At 66.1% G+C, this 18,978-nt stretch carries 17 protein-coding genes; 7 read left to right on the top strand and 10 right to left on the bottom strand.

Features of this window, described 5'->3' with window-relative positions; all coding sequences use genetic code 11:
• Positions 1 to 27 precede the first annotated feature (27 nt).
• The 3 genes from AC3FKG_RS25770 to AC3FKG_RS25760 all read left to right on the top strand — a co-directional run bounded on the left by AC3FKG_RS25770 (position 28) and on the right by AC3FKG_RS25760 (position 2,693).
• Positions 28 to 1,086, top strand: coding sequence for an NADH:ubiquinone reductase (Na(+)-transporting) subunit F (locus tag AC3FKG_RS25770; protein WP_488744479.1), 1,059 nt, complete (start codon positions 28 to 30; stop codon positions 1,084 to 1,086).
• Positions 1,087 to 1,138: 52 nt separating this feature from the next.
• On the top strand, positions 1,139 to 2,056 hold the full coding sequence (gene catA / locus AC3FKG_RS25765) for a catechol 1,2-dioxygenase (protein WP_488744478.1): 918 nt from the start codon (positions 1,139 to 1,141) through the stop codon (positions 2,054 to 2,056).
• 253 nt (positions 2,057 to 2,309) lie between these two features.
• Positions 2,310 to 2,693 carry a hypothetical protein gene (locus AC3FKG_RS25760; protein ID WP_488744477.1) on the top strand — a complete coding sequence of 128 codons (384 nt, stop codon included), beginning with the start codon at positions 2,310 to 2,312 and terminating at the stop codon, positions 2,691 to 2,693.
• A gap of 72 nt (positions 2,694 to 2,765) precedes the next feature.
• Here the strand turns inward: AC3FKG_RS25760 and AC3FKG_RS25755 are convergent, their stop codons facing one another.
• The 5 genes from AC3FKG_RS25755 to pcaB form a co-directional block, all read right to left on the bottom strand.
• Positions 2,766 to 4,004, bottom strand: coding sequence for a hypothetical protein (locus tag AC3FKG_RS25755; protein ID WP_483711375.1), 1,239 nt, complete (start codon positions 4,002 to 4,004; stop codon positions 2,766 to 2,768).
• A gap of 312 nt (positions 4,005 to 4,316) precedes the next feature.
• Positions 4,317 to 5,708 (bottom strand): 3-deoxy-D-arabino-heptulosonate 7-phosphate synthase, encoded by a 1,392-nt coding sequence (locus AC3FKG_RS25750; RefSeq protein WP_488744507.1) that lies wholly within the window; start codon positions 5,706 to 5,708, stop codon positions 4,317 to 4,319.
• A 128-nt stretch (positions 5,709 to 5,836) separates the two neighbouring features.
• On the bottom strand, positions 5,837 to 7,225 hold the full coding sequence (locus tag AC3FKG_RS25745; RefSeq protein WP_488744476.1) for a class II fumarate hydratase: 1,389 nt from the start codon (positions 7,223 to 7,225) through the stop codon (positions 5,837 to 5,839).
• A gap of 25 nt (positions 7,226 to 7,250) precedes the next feature.
• Complete coding sequence (locus AC3FKG_RS25740; protein WP_483711373.1) at positions 7,251 to 8,660, bottom strand: cation:dicarboxylate symporter family transporter; 1,410 nt, start codon at positions 8,658 to 8,660, stop codon at positions 7,251 to 7,253.
• Between the two features lie 27 nt (positions 8,661 to 8,687).
• The gene (gene pcaB / locus AC3FKG_RS25735) at positions 8,688 to 10,061 is read right to left on the bottom strand and encodes a 3-carboxy-cis,cis-muconate cycloisomerase (RefSeq protein ID WP_483711372.1); all 1,374 of its coding nucleotides are present in this window, start codon (positions 10,059 to 10,061) and stop codon (positions 8,688 to 8,690) included.
• Between the two features lie 137 nt (positions 10,062 to 10,198).
• Here pcaB and AC3FKG_RS25730 point away from each other — a divergent pair, with 137 nt between their 5' ends.
• A complete protein-coding gene (locus AC3FKG_RS25730; RefSeq protein WP_483711371.1) occupies positions 10,199 to 10,930 on the top strand; it encodes a GntR family transcriptional regulator in 732 nt (243 codons plus the stop codon).
• A 161-nt stretch (positions 10,931 to 11,091) separates the two neighbouring features.
• Positions 11,092 to 11,463, top strand: a complete 372-nt coding sequence (locus AC3FKG_RS25725) for a hypothetical protein (RefSeq protein ID WP_483711370.1) — start codon at positions 11,092 to 11,094, stop codon at positions 11,461 to 11,463.
• Between the two features lie 39 nt (positions 11,464 to 11,502).
• On the opposite strand, the gene AC3FKG_RS25720 is transcribed toward AC3FKG_RS25725, so the two are convergent.
• The 5 genes from AC3FKG_RS25720 to AC3FKG_RS25700 form a co-directional block, all read right to left on the bottom strand.
• Complete coding sequence (locus AC3FKG_RS25720; RefSeq protein ID WP_483711369.1) at positions 11,503 to 11,640, bottom strand: hypothetical protein; 138 nt, start codon at positions 11,638 to 11,640, stop codon at positions 11,503 to 11,505.
• 142 nt (positions 11,641 to 11,782) lie between these two features.
• Positions 11,783 to 12,163, bottom strand: a complete 381-nt coding sequence (locus AC3FKG_RS25715) for a hypothetical protein (protein ID WP_488744475.1) — start codon at positions 12,161 to 12,163, stop codon at positions 11,783 to 11,785.
• Between the two features lie 160 nt (positions 12,164 to 12,323).
• Positions 12,324 to 13,517, bottom strand: coding sequence for a M20 aminoacylase family protein (locus AC3FKG_RS25710; RefSeq protein WP_483711367.1), 1,194 nt, complete (start codon positions 13,515 to 13,517; stop codon positions 12,324 to 12,326).
• Positions 13,518 to 13,541: 24 nt separating this feature from the next.
• Positions 13,542 to 14,861, bottom strand: coding sequence for an MFS transporter (locus AC3FKG_RS25705; protein ID WP_488744474.1), 1,320 nt, complete (start codon positions 14,859 to 14,861; stop codon positions 13,542 to 13,544).
• Between the two features lie 199 nt (positions 14,862 to 15,060).
• Positions 15,061 to 15,978 (bottom strand): LysR substrate-binding domain-containing protein, encoded by a 918-nt coding sequence (locus tag AC3FKG_RS25700; RefSeq protein WP_483711365.1) that lies wholly within the window; start codon positions 15,976 to 15,978, stop codon positions 15,061 to 15,063.
• 252 nt (positions 15,979 to 16,230) lie between these two features.
• Here AC3FKG_RS25700 and AC3FKG_RS25695 point away from each other — a divergent pair, with 252 nt between their 5' ends.
• Together AC3FKG_RS25695 and AC3FKG_RS25690 are read left to right on the top strand one after the other, a co-directional pair.
• On the top strand, positions 16,231 to 16,755 hold the full coding sequence (locus tag AC3FKG_RS25695; RefSeq protein WP_483711364.1) for a metal-dependent hydrolase: 525 nt from the start codon (positions 16,231 to 16,233) through the stop codon (positions 16,753 to 16,755).
• A gap of 250 nt (positions 16,756 to 17,005) precedes the next feature.
• Entirely contained in the window at positions 17,006 to 18,760 is a 1,755-nt protein-coding gene (locus AC3FKG_RS25690) for a tannase/feruloyl esterase family alpha/beta hydrolase (RefSeq protein WP_483711363.1), read from the top strand.
• Positions 18,761 to 18,978: the final 218 nt, after the last annotated feature.

Genomic DNA, 18,978 nt, shown 5'->3' with positions numbered 1-18,978 from the left:
CGGCATTACGGCATTACGGAGGCTGACATGACCTACCAACTGACCATCGAACCACTCGGCCAGACCATCGACATCGAAGAGGGCCAGACCGTGCTCGACGCGTGCCTGCGCGCGGGAGTTTGGCTGCCGCATGCCTGCGGCCACGGCCTGTGCGGAACCTGCAAGGTGCAGACCCTGCAAGGCGAACTCGACCATGGCGAGGCCTCGCCGTTCGCCCTGATGGATTTCGAGCGCGACGAAGCGAAGTGCCTGGCCTGCTGCGCCAGGCCGATGTCGGACATGGTGATCGAGGCCGATATCGAGCCCGACCCCGACGCGCAATGCCTGCCGCTGCTGGACTTCACCGCGGAAGTGGCCCGCATCGACGCGCTCACGCCAACTATCAAGGGCGTGTTCCTGCGCATCGAAGGCGAGCCGCTGCAGTTCCAGCCGGGCCAGTACGTCAATGTGTGGATCGGCAAGGAAGCCACGCCGCGCGCGTTCTCGATTGCCAGCGCGCCGGCGGCGGGCGAGATCGAGCTGAACATCCGGCTGGTCCCGGGCGGCAGTGCGACCACCTATGTGCATGAGCACTTGCAGGTCGGCGAACGCTTGCAGCTATCCGGCCCGCTGGGCCGCTTCTTCGTGCGCAAGAGTGATCCACGGCCGCTGGTGTTCATGGCCGGCGGCTCGGGGCTGTCGAGCCCGCGCTCGATGATCCTCGACCTGCTGGCATGCGGCGACCCGCGCGAGATCGTGCTGGTGCAAGGCGCGCGCAATGCCGGCGAACTGTATTACCGCGAAGCATTCGAGGCGCTCGCGCAGCAGCACGACAACTTCACCTACCTGCCAGTACTGTCCGGCGAGCCAGAGCAGAGCGCTTGGAGCGGCGAACGCGGCTATGTCCACGACCTGGCCGGGCGCCACTTCCGCCACGACTTCCGCGGCTGGCGCGCCTACCTGTGCGGGCCGCCGCCAATGATCGAGGCCTGCATCGCCACGCTGATGCAGGGCCGGCTGTTCGAGAAAGACATCTTCACCGAGAAGTTCCTGTCGGCGGCCGACGCGAGCCAGGCCACCCGCAGCCCGCTGTTCCGCTCGCTTTGACATCGACAACGTTCCCCATATCACTTCACCCACAAGGCCATAGGAGACAACCATGGACAAGATCGCCATCGACGCCGTACTGAACCGCATCGAAGAGACCACCGGCCCGGATGCCAATCCGCGCATCGCCGCGATCGTGCACCGGATGGTGCGCGACTTGTTCCACATGATCGAGGATCTCGACATCCAGCCCGAGGAGTTCTGGGCCGGCCTCAACTACCTGGCCGAGGCGGGCCGCAGCGGCGAACTCGGCCTGATCGCGCCCGGCCTGGGCTTCGACCACTTCCTGGACCTGCGCATGGACGAAGCCGAAGCGCGCGCGGGCATTGGCGGCGGCACGCCGCGCACCATCGAGGGCCCCCTGTACGTGGCCGGCGCGCCGGTCGCGCAGGGCGAAGCCCGGCTTGACGACGGCACCGACGACGGCGAGGTGCTGGTGATGGAGGGTCGGGTATTCGACGAAACCGGCAAGCCGCTGCGCAATGCGAACGTAGAGGTCTGGCATGCGAATTCGCTGGGCAACTACTCGTACTTCGATCCGACCCAGAGCGCGTTCAACCTGCGCCGCACCATCGTCACCGACAGCGAAGGGCGCTATCGCCTGCGCAGCATCGTGCCGGTGGGCTACAGCGTGCCGCCGGGCGGCGCCACCGACCGCCTGCTCAAGACGCTCGATCGCCACGGCACGCGCCCGGCCCATATCCACTTCTTCGTCTCGGCGCCGGGCCACCGCAAGCTGACCACGCAGATCAACATCGACGGCGATCCCTATCTGTGGGACGACTTCGCCTTTGCCACGCGCGAAGGGCTGGTGCCGCCGGTGACGCGCATCGACGACGCGGCCGCGATGCAGGCGCTCGGCGTCGACAAGCCGTTCTCGCTGATCCGCTTCGACTTCACGCTGCATGCCGACAACGCGGGCGCCCCGCAGGCCGAAGTTGCTCGCCAGCGGGCGGTGGCAGCGATGTAAAAGGGCGCTGGTCCCGAGGAGGATTTTCGTTGGCTCCGCACCAACAGGACCAGGCAGCGGCGCCGCCGGGAAAATCATCGGATCCGGCAAATATCCTGCCTCGCCGCGCAAGGCGTGGTGTCCCGCTCACAAATTGCCGTGCAAGGCGGACCGGCCCGGGTGGCAATGGGCCGGTTCGCGCACAAGGCCTCGATACTGGCCGGAAAATTGCTTCTCCTGCTGTGTGAAGCCACTCGCACAGTCTGGAGGTTCCATGCACGCGCGCATCACTGCTCACAAGGGGATTCTGGTTGTCGAACTGGTGCAGAACCAGGTGACGGAGGACGGCGGCCGTTCAGGCGCGGACAAGCTGCGCAACCTCGGCACGATCGTCCATGACACGCGACGCTATCTTGGCGTGTCGAATGAGGCGCTGGCATTGTTGAAGGTCGTCAAGCGCGGCCTCGACCGCATTGGCGATTTCGCCTGGTTCCGAAGCGACGATGGCATGGATCATTTTGCCTGGCTTGGCGGCCCAAAGCGGCTGGTGGATCCGAAGGAAGTGGCGACGGCCCGCACTTACGAGATCCTTGCGCACCGGGTCATTCCGAACGAGGTCCCGGAGGGCGCAAAGGCCGCCATCGAAGCGAACTTCTGAACGCCAGAGCGGCGGCAGGATTTGCATCCTGCCGCCGCCCTGGCACCTCCGCTCCCCTGTTTGAGCCTGGCCTTATTTCACGCAGGCCAGATTGACAGCGAGCCCGCCCCAACCGGTAGCCTGGTTGGTGTTGAGCTGCACCTGCAGCTTGTCGTTATGGTTGACGGTCCCGGCCGGCATTTCCTGGCTGCAGCTTTGCTGCCCGTTGCTGATCCGGCAGCTCAGGTTGCTCACCGGGGTACTGGTCGCACCCGCGCCCGAGCCCGTGACCTTGTAAACCGCCATGGTGAGGCTTCCGATGGGCTTGCCGAGCGTGGACGCGGTCAGCTTGACGCTGGCGCAGTCATAAGGAATCACGACGGCGAAGTCCGACGGCAATGCCACCGCGCCCCCGGCACCCGTCATGACATACAGCCCGCGGCTGAGCGAGTCCGGCACGTTGAAGTTGCCGTTATAGACCGTAGGTACGGTGGCGCCCGTGGTCGGCCAATGGCCGCCGGCCTTGGGCCCATATAGCGTGCCGGTCGATGTATCGAAGTAGAAGTCGCCATCGACGCCAATGCTGTCGGTCGGCGCACCGCTGCCGTAGATCACCTGGCCGCCGTTGCCGACAGGGGTGCCTCCGGTGCCGCCAGTGCCGCCACTGCCACCACCGGGCTGGCCGGCCAGCACCACGCCCGCGGGCCATTGGCCGTTGACCTTGGGTCCGTAGAGCGTCCAGGTATCGGTGTCGAGGTAGTAGTCGCCATCGGCGCCAATATCGTTGCCCGGCGCCCCGTGGCCGGTCAGGACCGTGCCGCTACCGCTTCCCGATGAGCCGCCGCCGAGCTGCACGCCCGGTGGCCAGGTGCCATCGGCCTTCGGCCCGAACAGCGTCCCGGTCGAGGTGTTGATGTAGTAGTCGCCGTTATTGCCAACGGTACTGGTCGGGTCCACCGAGCCGGTCAGGATCGTGCTGCCGGCGGTACCGGTATTGCCGGGTGCGCCCGTATCCCCCTTGGCTCCCGGAGATCCTGCGACCGCAACACCGGGAGGCCACGCGCCGTTTGCCTTGGGCCCGAACAGCATCCCGGTGGTGGTGTTCACGTAGAAATCCCCGTCCTTGCCGATATCGGGCCCCGGATCGGTGGTGCCCGACAGCAAGGCGCTGGTGGACGCAGTCGGCGTCGTCACTGGCGCGGTGGTGCTGGAGCCTGGAGCCGCCGTGGTAGCGGCCGGGGCCGAGTCGCCACCGCCTCCGCCACAACCGGCAACAACGACGGCCAGGCATGCTAGTGGCACGACCGCCAGCTTCACGTGGATGTTTTTCATGACCGCTCCCCGGGTTGTGCGAATGATCGAAGTTCGATGGCACTTCTTCGATGCCAGCGATGCGTTCAATCTAGTCGCGCGACAGGGAGGCGGAAATACGCTCTATGGACGAGCCGGGCATGGTCCAGAGTGCTGACCATCGGTATGGAAAAGGTCGAGTTTTCCCGCGGAAAAGTCGTGGTTTACGGTCCGACACCCCGACTGCCGATGGAGGCCGATCAGGCAACCCCACGAAGGGGGAAAGCAAAAGTGTGAGTCAGAATTGAAACGGGTGAGCGGGGAAGGCGGGGGCCAGCACTATCGATCGGGCCATCAAACCTTGCCAACGGCCCGGTCGATCGCACGAAGCAGGTCTTCGGTATGGACCATCAGTTCACGCACCTGCCGCAGCGTCGAATACTGGTTGAGCACGGTTTTCCAGCGCTCGGCTTCCAGCAACGGAAGCCAGAGCGGTTCAAGGTCCCCGGCATCCGCAGGCTCGTTTGCCGCGAGGTGGCTGGCGAATGCAAGGCTCTCGTCCGCCGACAGGAGCTGCATGCGACTCGCCGCGCCGAGCAGGCGCGGGGCCGTCTCGGCGCGGGCGTCGCAGCAATAGAGCACCGTACGCGTCAGCGTGGGCGCGGCACAGAGCGCGGCAAGCGCGGCGCCGCGCAGGCGCACCGTTCCCTCGTGGGAGGCGAACGCATAAGCCGCATCGTCCTTCGCGTGGGCAAGCAGGCGCAGGCCGCGCAGCAGGCGCGGAAAGTCCGTGGTCGCCGCGTCCACGGACGCCTTGACCTCTACGAGCAGGCAGACATCCCAGGCTGGCTGGCGATCGACCGGAACCGACCGGCGCAGCAAGACCACGTCCCATTCGGTCTTTGCGCGTTCATGGCTCGCGGGAATCGAAGCCGGGACGCGCAGCGAAGTCACGACGCGATAGCGCGCAGGGTCGCGTTCCGCCTCGTTCAGGCGCTGCGCGAGAACCTGGAGCGCTTGCGCCGCCAAGGCCTCGGCGCCGGCCCCGCGTTGCTGCGCTGACGCACCCTGGGCAACCGCTGTCGCGCTTCCCGGGCGAGGTCCGGCGCGATCCCATAGCGAAGCGTACTGGCGCACCAGTTCGTCCGTTTGCAGGGCTTCGATGCGCTGCAAGCGCTGCAGGGCAGGGTTGTCCAGCAGCCGCGTCAGGGCGAGCGCTACGGGCGAGTCATTCTTGCTATCCGGCGCGTCGATGAGGCGTTGGGCAATGCCGCGCAGCGATGGCCATGATGAAGCGGCCGCCGACGCATGCAGGTCTGCCAATGCTTCACGCTGCGAGCCTGGGGTCATCCGTTGTTGCCGGTTCGGGTGCGCCACCGCGTTCACGGCAGCCAGGACCGCGCGCCGGTCCCCTTCGGCGCGCGCCGACAGCGACGCGAACTCGCGCACGGGCGCGGCCCTGTGCCGAAGCACCATGGCCTGGAAGACCGGGTCGCCGGAATCGGGATGAATGGCTTCATGGATCATGTCCGCGAGCGCGTCGGCAAACTGGCGTTTCAGCGAAGCGTCCGGCACCTCGCCGCGGGCCAGCGAGTGCCGCGCCTGCTCGATGGCCATCGCGACCCGCTCGGCCGCGCGGGCTTCGCGGCTCTGGCCCGATGGAACGGGCGTCTCCGTCACCTGGTAGCGGCGGGTGACGGTACGCAGGACTTCGTCGAGAAGAGGCGGGGACGGCGTTGCGGTCATCACGGTGGCGACGGGGAAAAGGCGCTGCATGGTTTGCGTTGCCGTTCCCGATTGGCGCGCGCGGGAGTCTCGGCAGGCGTCAGGATAGCCGGTTCGCGTCGCGCCGTCTTCGAACCGGCCTCATCCGATCATCTTCCCGCCATGCGCCGCAGGTCCACCAGCCTGTCGAAGGTTTCCCCATCCAGCAATCCAAGCTCGATCGCCGCCGCGCGGGGCGTGATCTTGCGGCGCGTGGCGTGGTGGGTAATGGCAGCCGCCCGGTCGTACCCGATGACCGGATTGAGCGCCGTCACGGCCAGCAAGGGGCTTTGCAGATCCCGGTCCAGCCGTTCGGCGCCCGGCTGAATGCCCGGGATCAGGCGCGTCGCCACCACGTTCGCGCAATCGGCCAGCAGCCGGATCGACTGCAGCACGTTGTAGACCAGCACGGGCTTCGCGACGTTCAGTTCGAAGTTGCCGGACGAGGCCGCCATGGTCACCGTCACGTGGTTGCCCGCGACCTGCATGGACGCCTGCACCATGACTTCCGCGATGGTCGGATTGCGCTTGCCCGGCATGATGGACGACGTCAGCCTGTCGTCAGGCAGCAGCAGTTCGCCCAGCCCCGAGTTCGGGCCAGAGCTCATCCAGCGCAGGTCGTTGGCGATCTTCGTGAACGAGGCGGCAATCACATTGAGCACGCCCGAGAGTTCCAGCAGCGCATCGTGCGCCGCCATCCCTTCGACCTTGCAGGGATTGGGTCGGAATGCGAGGCCGCTCAGCCGGCTGGCCTCCTCGCAGAAGGCATGGTCGAAGCCGGGCGGGGCGTTCAGGCCAGTGCCTGCGGCGGTGCCCCCTTGTGGCAGCACCAGCAGGCGCGGCATGGCATCGCGCAGGCGCGCGAGCGCGTTGTCGACCTGCGCCGCGAAGCCGTCGAAACTGCGGCCAAGCGTGGTGGGTACTGCGTCCATGAGGTGGGTGCGGGCCATCTTGAGCACGTCGGCGAACGCGGCGGCGCGCTCGCGCAAGCTGTCGCGCAGGCCGCCAAGCGCCGGGACAAGCCGGTCTTCCAGCTCGATGGCCGCGCTCATGTGCATGACCGATGGAAAGCTGTCGTTGGAGGACTGCGAGGCATTCACGTGGTCGTTCGGATGAACGGGCGATTTGGTGCCCAGCGGCTGCCCCAGCCGTTCGTTGGCCCGGTTCGCGATGACCTCGTTGGCATTCATGTTGGTCTGCGTGCCGGAGCCGGTCTGCCAGATCGTCAGCGGAAAATGATCGTCGAAGCGGCCGCTGCGCAATTCCGCGGCGGCGGCGACGATGGCGTCGCCGAGCGGGGCATCGAGCACGCTACAACGCAGATTGGCCTGAGCGGCGGCCATCTTGTGCAGGCCGAAAGCATGGATCAGGCAGCCGGGGAAGCGTTCCTCCCCCACCTCGAATACGCCGAGTGCGCGCTGCGTCTGCGCCCCCCAGTAGCGGTCGGCGGGAATGTCCACCGGACCGAAGGCGTCATGCTCCGTGCGGTACGTTGCCATGATAGGTTCGTTCCTGTGGTGCCGTTCAGTGGGCGGTGGCGCGCTGCATCGGGATGCCCGACGAATGCGGATTGGCGGCGTTGGCGTCGTCCCCCAGCAGCGTGCCGTCGTCGAGCGTCGCATCGGCGGCGGCCATGTCGGGATAGCGCTCGGGATACAGGTGGCGCTTCGCGGTCTCGGCATCGAAGGTGCCGGACCACTTGGCCACGACCACGGTCGCGACGCTGTTGCCGATCGTGTTGCAGGTGGAAATCGCCATCGACAGGAAGCGGTACACGCCGAAGATCACCGCCAGGCCCTCGACCGGCAGCACCCCGGTCGACGTCACGGTTGCGGCGAACACCACGAAGGAACCGCCCGACACCGTGGCCGCGCCCTTCGACGTCAGCAGCATCAGCACGAGAATGCCGAGCTGGTGGTCGAGCGTGAGCGGCACCCCGTAGGCATGCGAGATGAACATCACGCCCATCGCCATGAAGATCGACGTGCCATCGAGGTTGAAGGCATAGCCGGTCGGCAGGACCAGGCCGACGGTCTGCTTGGCGCAGCCCAGCCGCTGGAGCTTGATCAGCAGGCGCGGCAGGGCGCTTTCCGACGATGCCGTGCCGAGCACGATCAGGATTTCATCCTTGATGTACCGCAGGAAGCGCCACAGGCTGAATCCGGCCAGCTTGGCCACGATGCCGAGCACGACGGCAATGAACAGCACCACCACCGCATAGAAGCTCAGGACGAACTGCGCCAGCGCGACCAGCACGGCGACGCCGTTGCTGCCGACCGAGTAGGCCACCGCGCCGAATGTGCCGATCGGCGCCAGCTTCATGACCAGGTTGATGAACGAGAACAGGACTTCCGAGATGGTGTCGAGGCCGTCGTTGATCCTGGCGCGGCGCGTCTCCGGAATGGCAAGGATGCCGATGCCGACCATCACCGCCAGCACCACCACCTGGAGCAGTTCACCCTTGGCGAAGGCGCCGACGAAATTGTCGGGCACGATATGCATCATGAACTCCAGGAAACCCTGCGGCGCGGCGGCCTTCGCGGCCGGCGCGGCGGCGCTGCCGGCGACGTTCGACATGCCCTTGCCGATCTCCAGCAGGTTGCCGGCGAGCATGCCGATCAGCAGCGCAATGGTCGAGATGACCTCGAAGTAGAGGATCGAGCGCCAGCCCACGCGCCCGGCGCTCTTCACGTCGCCGGCCGAGGCGATGCCGTGGACGATGGTCAGGAACACCAGCGGCGCCACGCCGGCCTTGATCAGCGACAGGAACATATCGCCGAGCAGCTTCAGCTTCGACGCGAACGCCGGGAACGCAAAGCCGACGGCGATGCCGAGGATCAGCGAAACGAGCACCTGCATGCCGAGCTTGCGATACCAAGGCAGCCGCGGGGCAGCCGGCGGTGCGGCAGGGGTCTGGATGGTCTGGTCTTGCATGTTGTCTTCCTCCACCGGGGTTCGTGCTCAGGCCACCTTGCCTGAAAGTTCGATGGCGCGATCCACCATCTGCGGGGCGAGCCCCAGATAGTTGGCCGGGTCGCACAGGCGCTCGATCGCCGCGCGGTCAAAATGCTCGGTCACGGCGGGCAGAGCGCACAGCGCTTCGGCCAGCGTGCCGCCGGCTTCATTGACGGTGCGGCAGGCGTCGTAAACTATGTCGTGGGCCTGTTGGCGGCCAATATGCGGCGCCATGCCCATCATTACGGCCTCGGCCACGATCAGGCCATTGGTGATGCCAAGGTTGTGCTTCATGCGCGCGGTGTCCACCACGAGTCCGCCGAGCGCAAACTTCGCCTGGTGCAGGGCGCCGGAGGTCAGGATGAAGCTTTCCGGAATGGCGATCCACTCCGCATGCCAGGGGCCGGTTGCGCGTTCGAAATCCTGCACCATCGCGTCGACCATCAGACCGGCGTGCTGGCGCACGGCCTTTGACGCCGCCAGCATCAGTTCGCTCGAGATCGGGTTGCGCTTCTGCGGCATCGTGCTGCTGGCGCCACGGCCCTTCACGAACGGCTCATAGACTTCCGCGAATTCCGTCGACGCCATGATCATGATGTCGAGCGCGATCTTGCCCAGCGAGCCAGTGACCAGCGCAAGCAGGTTCACGGCTTCGGCGAAGCCGTCGCGCGCCACGTGCCACGTGGTGGCCGGCACGCCCAGGCCCAGCTCCTCGGCCAGCGCGCGCTGCACTTCGAAGCCCTTGTCTCCGAGCGACGCGAGTGTGCCGGCAGCGCCGGCGAACTCCACCACGGCCACACGCGGACGCAGTTCGGCGAGGCGCTGCTGGTGGCGGTCGAACATCGCCAGCCAGATCGCGGTCTTGTAGCCGAAGGTGACGGGCAGCGCCTGCTGCAGGTGCGTGCGGCCGGCCATCGGGGTATTGCGGTGCTTCCCCGACAAATCGGCGAGAATGGCGCGCAGTTCGCGGATGTCGGCGTCGATGCTGTCCAGCGCATCGCGGACCTGGAGCGCGACCGCGGTGTCCATGATGTCCTGCGTGGTAGCGCCCCAATGCACGTAGCGGCCGGCTTCACCGCACATTGTCACGAGCTGGTGCACCAGCGGCAGGATCGGGTAGCCGACAATGTCGGTCTCCTCGCGCATGTGGTTGAAGTCGATCCGTTCGATGTTCGATTCGCGCGCGATGACCTCGGCCGCTTCAGCCGGAATCACGCCGACACGCGCTTCCGCCTTGGCCAGGGCGACCTCGACGTCGATGTAGCGTTGGACGAGCGCGCCGTCGGAGAAGATGGCTCGCATTTTCTTGGTGCCGAAAGCGTCGCGGAAGAGCGCGGAGTCGACTACGGTGCTGGCGGCGGGAATCGCGTAGAGGGACATGTTGCTACCTTGTGGCAAGAGATCGGGTTCGCTAATATGTTCGAACATGTTCAGCATTAAATATGTTCGAACATATTTATGAAATGAGGGTTTACCCCTTAACCGATTCCCATGACAACGGATGTAGTCGGAACCAGATGAGCAAAACCAACTCGGCGGAGATCGCCAGGCAACTTCTTGACGGCATCGTCGGCGGCCAGTTTCCCGTCGGGTCGCTGCTGCCCACGGAGTTCGAGCTATGCGAGCAGTTCAACGCGAGCCGCTACACGATCCGCGCGGTGCTGCAGGAATTGCAGGACCAGGGCCTTGTGTCGCGGCGCAAGAACGTGGGCACCCGGGTGGAGGCGTCGCGGCCCAAGGCGAAATTCCGGCCCACGCTGGCGTCGGTCGACGATCTGGTCCAGTTCGGGGTCGAACATTCGCGCCGGGTGCAATCGGTGGAGATCGTCAGCGTGGCGGGGGAACTCGCGCGCGACATCGGCTGTGCGGAAGGCACGCCGAGGCTGCGGATCTCCAGCATCCGCCTGGACGAAGGGCCTGCCGCCTCGCCGATGGCGTGGACGGACATCTATATCGACCCGGCCTACACGGACATTGGCGAGCTGGTGACCACGTCACCGGAGCTGGTCAGTACGCTGATCGAGTCGCGCTATGGCCGGCAGATCGCCGAGATCGAACAGGACGTGCGCGCCTCGACGCTTGCGGACGCGCGTGTCGTCAAGGCGCTCGGGCTGGAGGAGGGCGCGGCCGTGCTCAAGATCCTGCGCCGCTATCTGGACGCGGCCGGCGAAGCGTTCGAGTTCTCGGTGACGGTGCACCCCGCGGACAGCTTCTCGCTGTCGATGCGGCTAAAGCGCTCGACCGGATAAGCGACGCCACCGCGGCAAGATCGTCGCCCATCGAATTCCGGTCTCACCGCAAAGTCCTATCCTTGAAGGACGAGGGTATTGGACGCATCGCCGGGCCGCGCTCGCGCCACGCGCGAGGCGTCTCGCCAGCGTTGCGGTACAGGCAGCAGGACGGTGGCGAGATGAACCGGGTTCACGCATGGATTGTCGTATGCAGCCTGATGACGGGCTGTGTATCGACGGGCGTCGACGTCATGCCGGAACAACTGGAGAACTTCCTTCCGGGATTTACCACCATCGGCGACGTGACCGGACAACTTGGCGCACCGACATCCCGGGCGGCCTTGAGCAATGGGGCGCTCATACTGGTCTATTCGTTTGCGACCTCAAAGCCTCACGCGGAGAGTTTTATTCCCTTCATCGGCCCGCTGTTCTCGGGCGGCGAGATCCGATCGTCGACCGTCCTGTTCGAGTTCGACCAGGATGGCGTGCTCAGGAGCCAGCGCAGGACGACTTCACTCGGCGCGTCCGGGCTGACCGTATTGCCGCATTAAGGGAGCGCCAGCCAAGGCGCTTCATCCCGGGGACGGATATCACCGGTAACCGTGGCCGTGGCCCCAGTACCCGCGCGAACCATGGTAGCCATCGTAGTAGCCGCCACCGTATGGCACCACGACACAGCCGCCGAGCAGCGTGGAAATGGCAATCAGCAGCGCGACAATGACTTTCATGGCGACTCCACAACGATGACAAAGGCGGAGAGGCCAGGTGGAACCTGCCAGCCACCCGGCACTCTCCCCAAAGCTACCGCTTGCGAACAGCGTTGCGATGACTGCCCTGCAACCGACCTCCCGTTCGCGTGAGCGGAGCGACTTACTGCTTCTTCGTCTTGTCGGTATTGACGCTGTCTGTGGGGTTGGCCGCGTCGGCCGGCGTGCCAGGCTTGGCAGCCTCCGCGTTGTTCTTAGCCTGGTTGCCCTCCTTCTTCGCATCCACCTTTGTCTTGCCCGCTTCGGACTTGGCAGCCCCCATCTTGGCCGACTTGTGGTGGGTACTCTTCGCGGTGGACTTGCTGGCACCGGCCTTTGCACCAGCCTTTGCGTCGCCCGTTGCGTCGGTCTTTTCCTTGACCGCCGTTGCCTGGTCTTTCGTCGCGGCCGCCTGTGGCTGACTCGCGGAAGCTGGCACGCCAGTCTGCGCGAAGACGGTACCGACAAGGGCTGCGGAGGCGAGGGCAGCGAACAGCTTCTTCATGGCGTCAACTCCTGAGGATCGTTTGAGAGCGCGGCACTGCGCCGTGCTTGCCTCCTACAACGGCACGGCGCCGGGCCGCGATGACGCAGAACTCGTGACAATCCGTAAGTATTGAAACAGGCCGAAGCGATTCGCACAGCCCCCGCTCTTGCAAGCCGCGTCAGCACAGGTATTGCTCGGCCAGCGCCACCCAGCATGCCGCGCCGATCGGGATCAGCTTGTCGTTGAAGTCATAGCCATCGTTGTGCAGCGAGCATCCGACCCACGCCTGCCCGGCCATGCCATTGCCCAGCGCAAAGTAGCAGCCGGGCATTTTCTCCAGCATCCAGGCAAAGTCCTCGCTCCCCATCTGCGACGACGGCGGCACGCGGATCACGCGCTCGTTGCCGACCACCGATGCCACCGCGTCACGGGCGATCCCGGCCTCGCGCGTGCTGTTCTGGATCGCGGGGACCATGCGCTCATACTCGAGCTCTGCCTGCACGCCGTACGAGGCCGCCTGGTGCGAGACCACTTCGCGGATGCGGCGCTCCAGCAGTTCGCGCACTTCGGGCCTGGTGGCGCGCACGCTGAGCTTGAGCGTTGCCGTCTCGGGAATGATGTTGTACGTCGTGCCGGCATGCATTTCGCCGACGCTGATGACGGCTGCGTCCACCGGCGCCACGTTGCGCGCGACGATGCCCTGCAAGGCCACCACCGTGGCCGACATGGCGAGCGTCGGATCGACGGCGAGGTTGGGCATGGCACCGTGTCCGCCACGGCCGCGGAAGGTCACGGTGACGCGGTCGGACGAGCCGCCCAGCGGACCTTCCTGCACCACGGCCGCACCCAGCGGCAGCCCGGGCGCATTGTGGAACGCATAGATGCCATCGCAAGGGAAGCGCTCGAACAGCCCGTCGGCCATCATGGCGAGGGCCCCGGTCAGGCCTTCCTCGTCCGGCTGGAAGATCAGGTTCAGCGTGCCCGTGAAGTTGCGCGTCGAAGCGAGGTACTCGGCGGCCGCCAGCAGCGTGGCCGTGTGGCCGTCGTGACCGCAGGCATGCATGCGGCCCGGGATTTCGCTGGCGTAGGGCAGTCCGGTGCGTTCCTGCAGGGGCAGGGCGTCCATGTCGGCGCGCAGGCCGATGCGGCGCGTGCCGTCGCCCACCTTGAGCTGCCCCACCAGGCCGCGGCCGCCAACGGTGTGCACGCTGTAGCCCCACTGCTTCAGCAGGCCGGCCACCAGCTCGGCGGTATGGCCGACGTCCGCGCCCAGTTCCGGACGGGCATGGATGCGCTGGCGGACTTGCGCGAAGCGCTGCGAGGCCGCATGCAGCGCCGCGGGGATGTTCAGGTTCTCGGGCAGTTGGTTCATGGTGTCGTGCGTGAAAGGTTCGCGTCAGTCGCGACCGGGGTGCGAAGGAAACAGCGACAGGGCGATCAGGCTGATGGTGCTGGCGCTCATCAGGTACCAGGCGGGCGCCATCGGCGAGCCGGTGGTGGCAATCAGCCAGGTCACCACCAGCGGGGCAAAGCCGCCGAAAACGGTCACGCCCAGGCTGTACATCACCGACATGCCGGTGGCACGGTGTTCGCGCGGGAACGCTTCCATCATCATGGCGGCGCCGGCGCCGCCGCTGATCGACATGATGGTCACGCTCACGCCGATCTGCAGCACCACCGACACCAGCGTGGCATGCGTGGTCAGCAGCAGGAAGTTCGGATAGCACCAGGCCAGCGACGCCAGGATGGCCGCCACGATCATCGGCTTGCGCGTGGGCAGGCGGTCGGCCAGCTTGCCGAACAGCGGCGACATGACCAGCATGGCCAGCCCGGCCATGCACGCGGCCAGGAAGGCCGTGACCGGCGGCATGTGGATCGACTGGATCAGGTACGTCGGCATGTAGAAGACCGTGATGTACATGCCCGAGGTGCTGCCCGTCATCAGCAGCATGCCCAGCAGCAGCACGCGCCAGTACTTGCGAAAGACGGACTTCAGGTCGGCGTGTTCGGCGCCGCCCGTATGCGTTTCCTTCAGGTTGCGGCGGATGTAGAGGCCGACCGGCGCGATCAGCAGCCCGATCATGAACGGAATGCGCCAGCCCCACGACATCATGGCCTCCGGCGACAATGCCGCGGTGATGGCCGCGCCGGTGAGCGCGCCGGCCAGCGCGGCGCCGCCCTGGGTGGCGCCTTGCCAGCTCACCAGGAAGCAGCGCTTCTGCTTGCCGGCCGATTCCATCAGCAGCGCCGAGGCCGCGCCGATCTCGCCACCAGCCGACAGGCCCTGGAGCAGGCGTCCCATGACCACGATCACGGTCGCGGCAAGCCCGATCGACGCGTGCGTGGGCGCGAAGGCAATCAGCGCAGTGCCGGCCGTCATCAGGCCGATGGTCAGCGTGAGCGCTGCCTTGCGGCCGCGGCGGTCCGCGAAATGCCCGATCAGCACCGCGCCGAGCGGCCGCATCACAAACCCGGCGCCGAAGGTCGCGAACGACAGCATCAGCGACGCCAGCGGGCTGCTGCTCGGGAAGAACAGCCGGCCGATGGTAGCGGCGAAGAAGCTGTAGACGGTGAAGTCATACATCTCCAGGCCATTGCCGATGGCGGCGGCCACCACGGCGCGGCGCGCATGCGAGCGTTCGGCTGCTGGCGCGGCACCTGCAGCGGCGCCGGCCTGAGGCGGGAGGGTGAGTGACGCGGGCTGCGAATCGATCATTGAGTCCTCGCTGGTATGGCGCTGGGGCGCAGTAGCCGGAACAGGAGACCGGTGCGCCCGATCCTGTGTGCGTCAGATGGTACGAGGACGGCCGCGTTCGCGGTCCTAGCTTTTGTTCATGGGTATGAGCAATGGCTATGCTCGGGTAATCCCGGAGAAGGGCGCCGTGCGAACGGGCAAAGGGGTTCGTTAGTCGCCATCAGGCGGCGTGGGCGGCTACGCCGTGCACCTGCTGCAGCCCGTCAAGCAGGCGGCTATGCAGGCGTTCCGCCGCCCGGGTGAGGGTGTGGCGGTCCCGCGTCACGAGCGACACCATGCGGTCCGGCAGCGGCTCGTCGACGGTGATGAAGTCGATGGTCTGCAGGATCAGCGCGTTGCGCAGCGATTCGGCCGAGAGCAGCAGCAGCGCATCGGACTTCCAGCACAGGTCCAGCGCAAGGCTCATCGACGTGCATTCCACCACGCGCTGCGGCAACTCCAGCCCCGCGCTGGCGAACAGCAACGGAAAGGGCGAGTGAAAATCGCTGAGCGGATCCAGCGTGAGCCAGTCGGCCTGCTGAAGCTCGCGCAGCGAGCGCGAGCCGCGCAGCGCATGGCCCTTGCGGGCGCCGATCACGGACGGCACTCGGCACACGGGAGTGCAGTCGAGCCCGCGATCGGCCGGCAGCAGTTGCGACGTCAGCGCGAAATCCATCATGCCCTCGCGTACCTGCTCCAGCAATTGCGCCGGCCGCATTTCCTGGATGCGCAGGCGCGCCCCGGGGAATTCGCGGCGGAAGGTGTCGAGCACGGCAGCCACCGGCCGTATCAGGGCCGTCACCGGCGTGACGCCGAAACTGATTTCGCTGACGACGGCGCCCTTCATGTCCTCGAGGTCGTCGCGCGCGCGGCGCACATTCTCGCTGATCAGCCGCGCATGGCCGACCAGCCGCTGGCCAATTGGCGTCAGGCGGATGCCCTTGCTGGAGCGCACGAAGAGCGTGGCACCGACCGAGGTTTCCAGTTCCTTCATGGCCTTGCTGAGCGCGGGCTGCGTGATGTGCAGCACGCGCGAGGCCTCCTGGATGCTGCCGGCGTCGGCGACCGCGGCGAGCGCGCGGAGCTGGTGAAGTTTCATGGGATGGGCTGCGCAAGGTCGGCTCAGGCGCGAATCGGCCGGTTTCCGGAACGGGTGCCATTGTGTCGTGGATGGAGGCGAGACGGCAATGCTCTCGCGCGCGTCCCGGCCATCGGGCGGCGTGTGCTGCGGCACAGCAATGACATCGCCCGAGGCGCCTGCGATCCGGCTCTGGCGGCTCTGGCGTTTTAAGGACATATCTGCCAAGATGCGCGCCCTCACTGATCACCGGCAAAGCAACGCAGTCCTATCATGGCCTCAACAAAAGCACACCACGCCACGGGTTGGGCGACGGCGGTCATCGCCGCCTCCGTCATTGCAAAGTGCGGCGGTGGCGGGTGGGTATGGGAAAGCGCGGCAGGTTTCGTGGCGGCGCTGCTGGGCAGCACCGCGCCGGACTGGCTCGAAGTGGCATGGTGGTCAAGGTCGCGCCGCCTCTGGATTACCCATCGGACCTGGACGCACTGGGGCATCGCGTGGGTCGGCCTGCTGGGGGGGGCCTACCATGCACTGGGAACACACGTCTTGGCGGCGCCGGCATTCGGATTTGCCTGCGGGGGCGTCATGCACCTGCTGGCCGACTGGCCGAATCCACTTGGGGTGCCGTGGATCGCCGGCCGGCATTCCCTCAACTGGTGGAAGAGCGGGCGCTGCGACCTTGTCATCGTCGCGGCGTCCTGGCTGATTGCCCTCGCGATTTCGGATGAAATCTGGCTGCATGGGTTACACAGTCTTGCGCTCGTCCACCAGCTGCGCATCGGGCCGTCCTATTTTTGAGCGCCAGGACGGCTTATTGCCTGCCCCCTATGCAGATTCTTTCAAGCGTTTGAAAAAGATTCATATCGACGCGCGCAGGCGATTTTGAGCCACGTATAACAAGCGCACCACATATGAAAGCCACAGCATATTCCAATCCACATCCGCTCCCGCACCGGCGCTGGCACGTCGATTGCGGAAGGTCTTCCGGGATATCTCGTCCGGCGACACCGCAGGCTTATCCCACCCCTGGAGACACCTGGAGAAGAAAATGTCAAAAGACATTGGATGTAGACGCTTGCCAGCGCCAGTCGGACTGGCCCCACGCCTCATGGCGACTGCCGCTGTACTCGTCTTGAGCGCCTGCGGTGGCGGCGGTGGCGATGATAACCAAGCCAATAATCCTACGCACCCGGTGACCCCGGTGTCGTGCGAGAACATGCCCGGCCAGACCGTTGCATCGAGCAGCATCGGACTGCCCACCAAGGGCGCGACCGTCACTGCCGCGGTCAAGGTGCCGGCCTCCGGCGGCGGCCAGCTTGGCACCGGCGAGTACTGCAAGGTGACCGGCACGATCACCTCGGTCGATCCGACCGCGCCGGCCATCAAGTTCGAAGTCGACATGCCGGCGAGCTGGAACCAGAAGGTCGTCATGTTCGGTGGCGGCGGCTACGACGGCACCATCCCTAACACGGCCGGCAACGTGCCGGCAGGCCCGACTGACCAGCCCACGCCGCTTGCGCGCGGCTATGCCACGTTCGCCAGCGATTCCGGCCACCAGGCCGGCGCACTCGGCAGCCGCGACGGCTCGTTCGGCACCAATGACGAGGCGCTGCGCAACTTCGCCGGCGACGCGCTGAAGAAAACCCGCGACGTCGCGGTGGCGCTGATCAAGCTGCACTATCAGGCCGATGGCCCGAAGAAGGCCTATTTCGCCGGCGGTTCATCCGGCGGCCGCGAAGCGCTGGCAGTGGTGCAGCGCTGGCCTACGGACTGGGATGGCGCGATCGTGCTCTATCCGGCGTGGAATGCCGCAAGCCTGGACCTGCAGTTCGGCCGCATCACGCGCGCGTTCGCCGCGCCGGGTGCTTATCCGAACCAGGCCAAGCGCAAGGTCCTGTATGACGCAGCCATTGCCGCATGCGACAACCTGGACGGTGTCAAGGACGGCCTGATCAGCAATATCGCGGCCTGCAACGCCAGTTTCGACCCGTCGACGGCGATGCTGAACGGCCAGGCTGTGCGTTGCGCCAACGGCGCCGATACCGGCGACACTTGCCTGTCAGACGCGCAGATCAGTGCCTTGAAGGTCTATAACTCGGAAATCGTGTTTGGCTATGCGCTGGGGAGCGGAGAGACAAGATATCCTGGTTTCAACGTCTGGGGCGCTGACCTCGGGCTTGCCGGCACTGCATCGGTACAGCCTACGGTCATCTCGCTGGCCCTCAATACCGACGCCCCGGCCAACCCGATGCCGGCCACCGCGCCGTACATGAGCGTGTTCTGGGACCAGTGGGTGCGCTACTTCGTCACGCGCGACCCGACCTTCAACTCGCTCACGCTCGACCCGCAGAACCCGGGGTCCTGGCAGGACCGCATCAGCCAGCTCACCGCGATCCAGGACGTCAACAAGACCGACTTGTCCGCCTTCAAGAACCATGGCGGCAAGATCCTGATGGCGCACGGGATGTCCGACGCGCTGGTCAGCACGCGCTCGACTGAGGACTATTTCACGCGGGTGCAAAGCACCATGGGCGGCGCGGACAATGTCAGCGCGTTCATGCGCTACTACGAGATCCCCGGCTATGGCCATGCCGTGAGCTCAGTATTCAACGCCTCGTGGGATTCGCTGACTGCGCTGGAGAACTGGGTCGAGAAGAATACGGCACCGTCTTCGCAGGTCGTGACCGACACCGTCGGTGTCCCGGGCCGGACCCGGCCGCTGTGCGAGTATCCGAACTGGCCGAAGTACAGCGGATCCGGCGATGTCAACATGGCCGCGAGCTATACCTGCGCCACCAAGTGATGTGACACGTGAAGGCCAGGGCCGGCCACCGAGGCCGGCCCTGGCCGCCGCCACTTCCGATCCCTGACGCGTCGATGCCGCGTTGCGGGCAAAAGGGCTCCCGGCTTCGCGGCAGCGATCACCGGGTCGAGGGCAGGGGAGGGCCAAGTTTACTTAAGAACTACGCCCGCCCTGCCGTTAGCCAGTCGTGCTCCCAACCTGCAACCGCGAGTGGCCAA

Source organism: Cupriavidus sp. 22TCCZM04-2 (assembly GCF_057798895.1).
The sequence above is the reverse complement of the archived record's forward strand: the minus strand, read 5'-3'. Positions and strand labels throughout refer to the sequence as shown.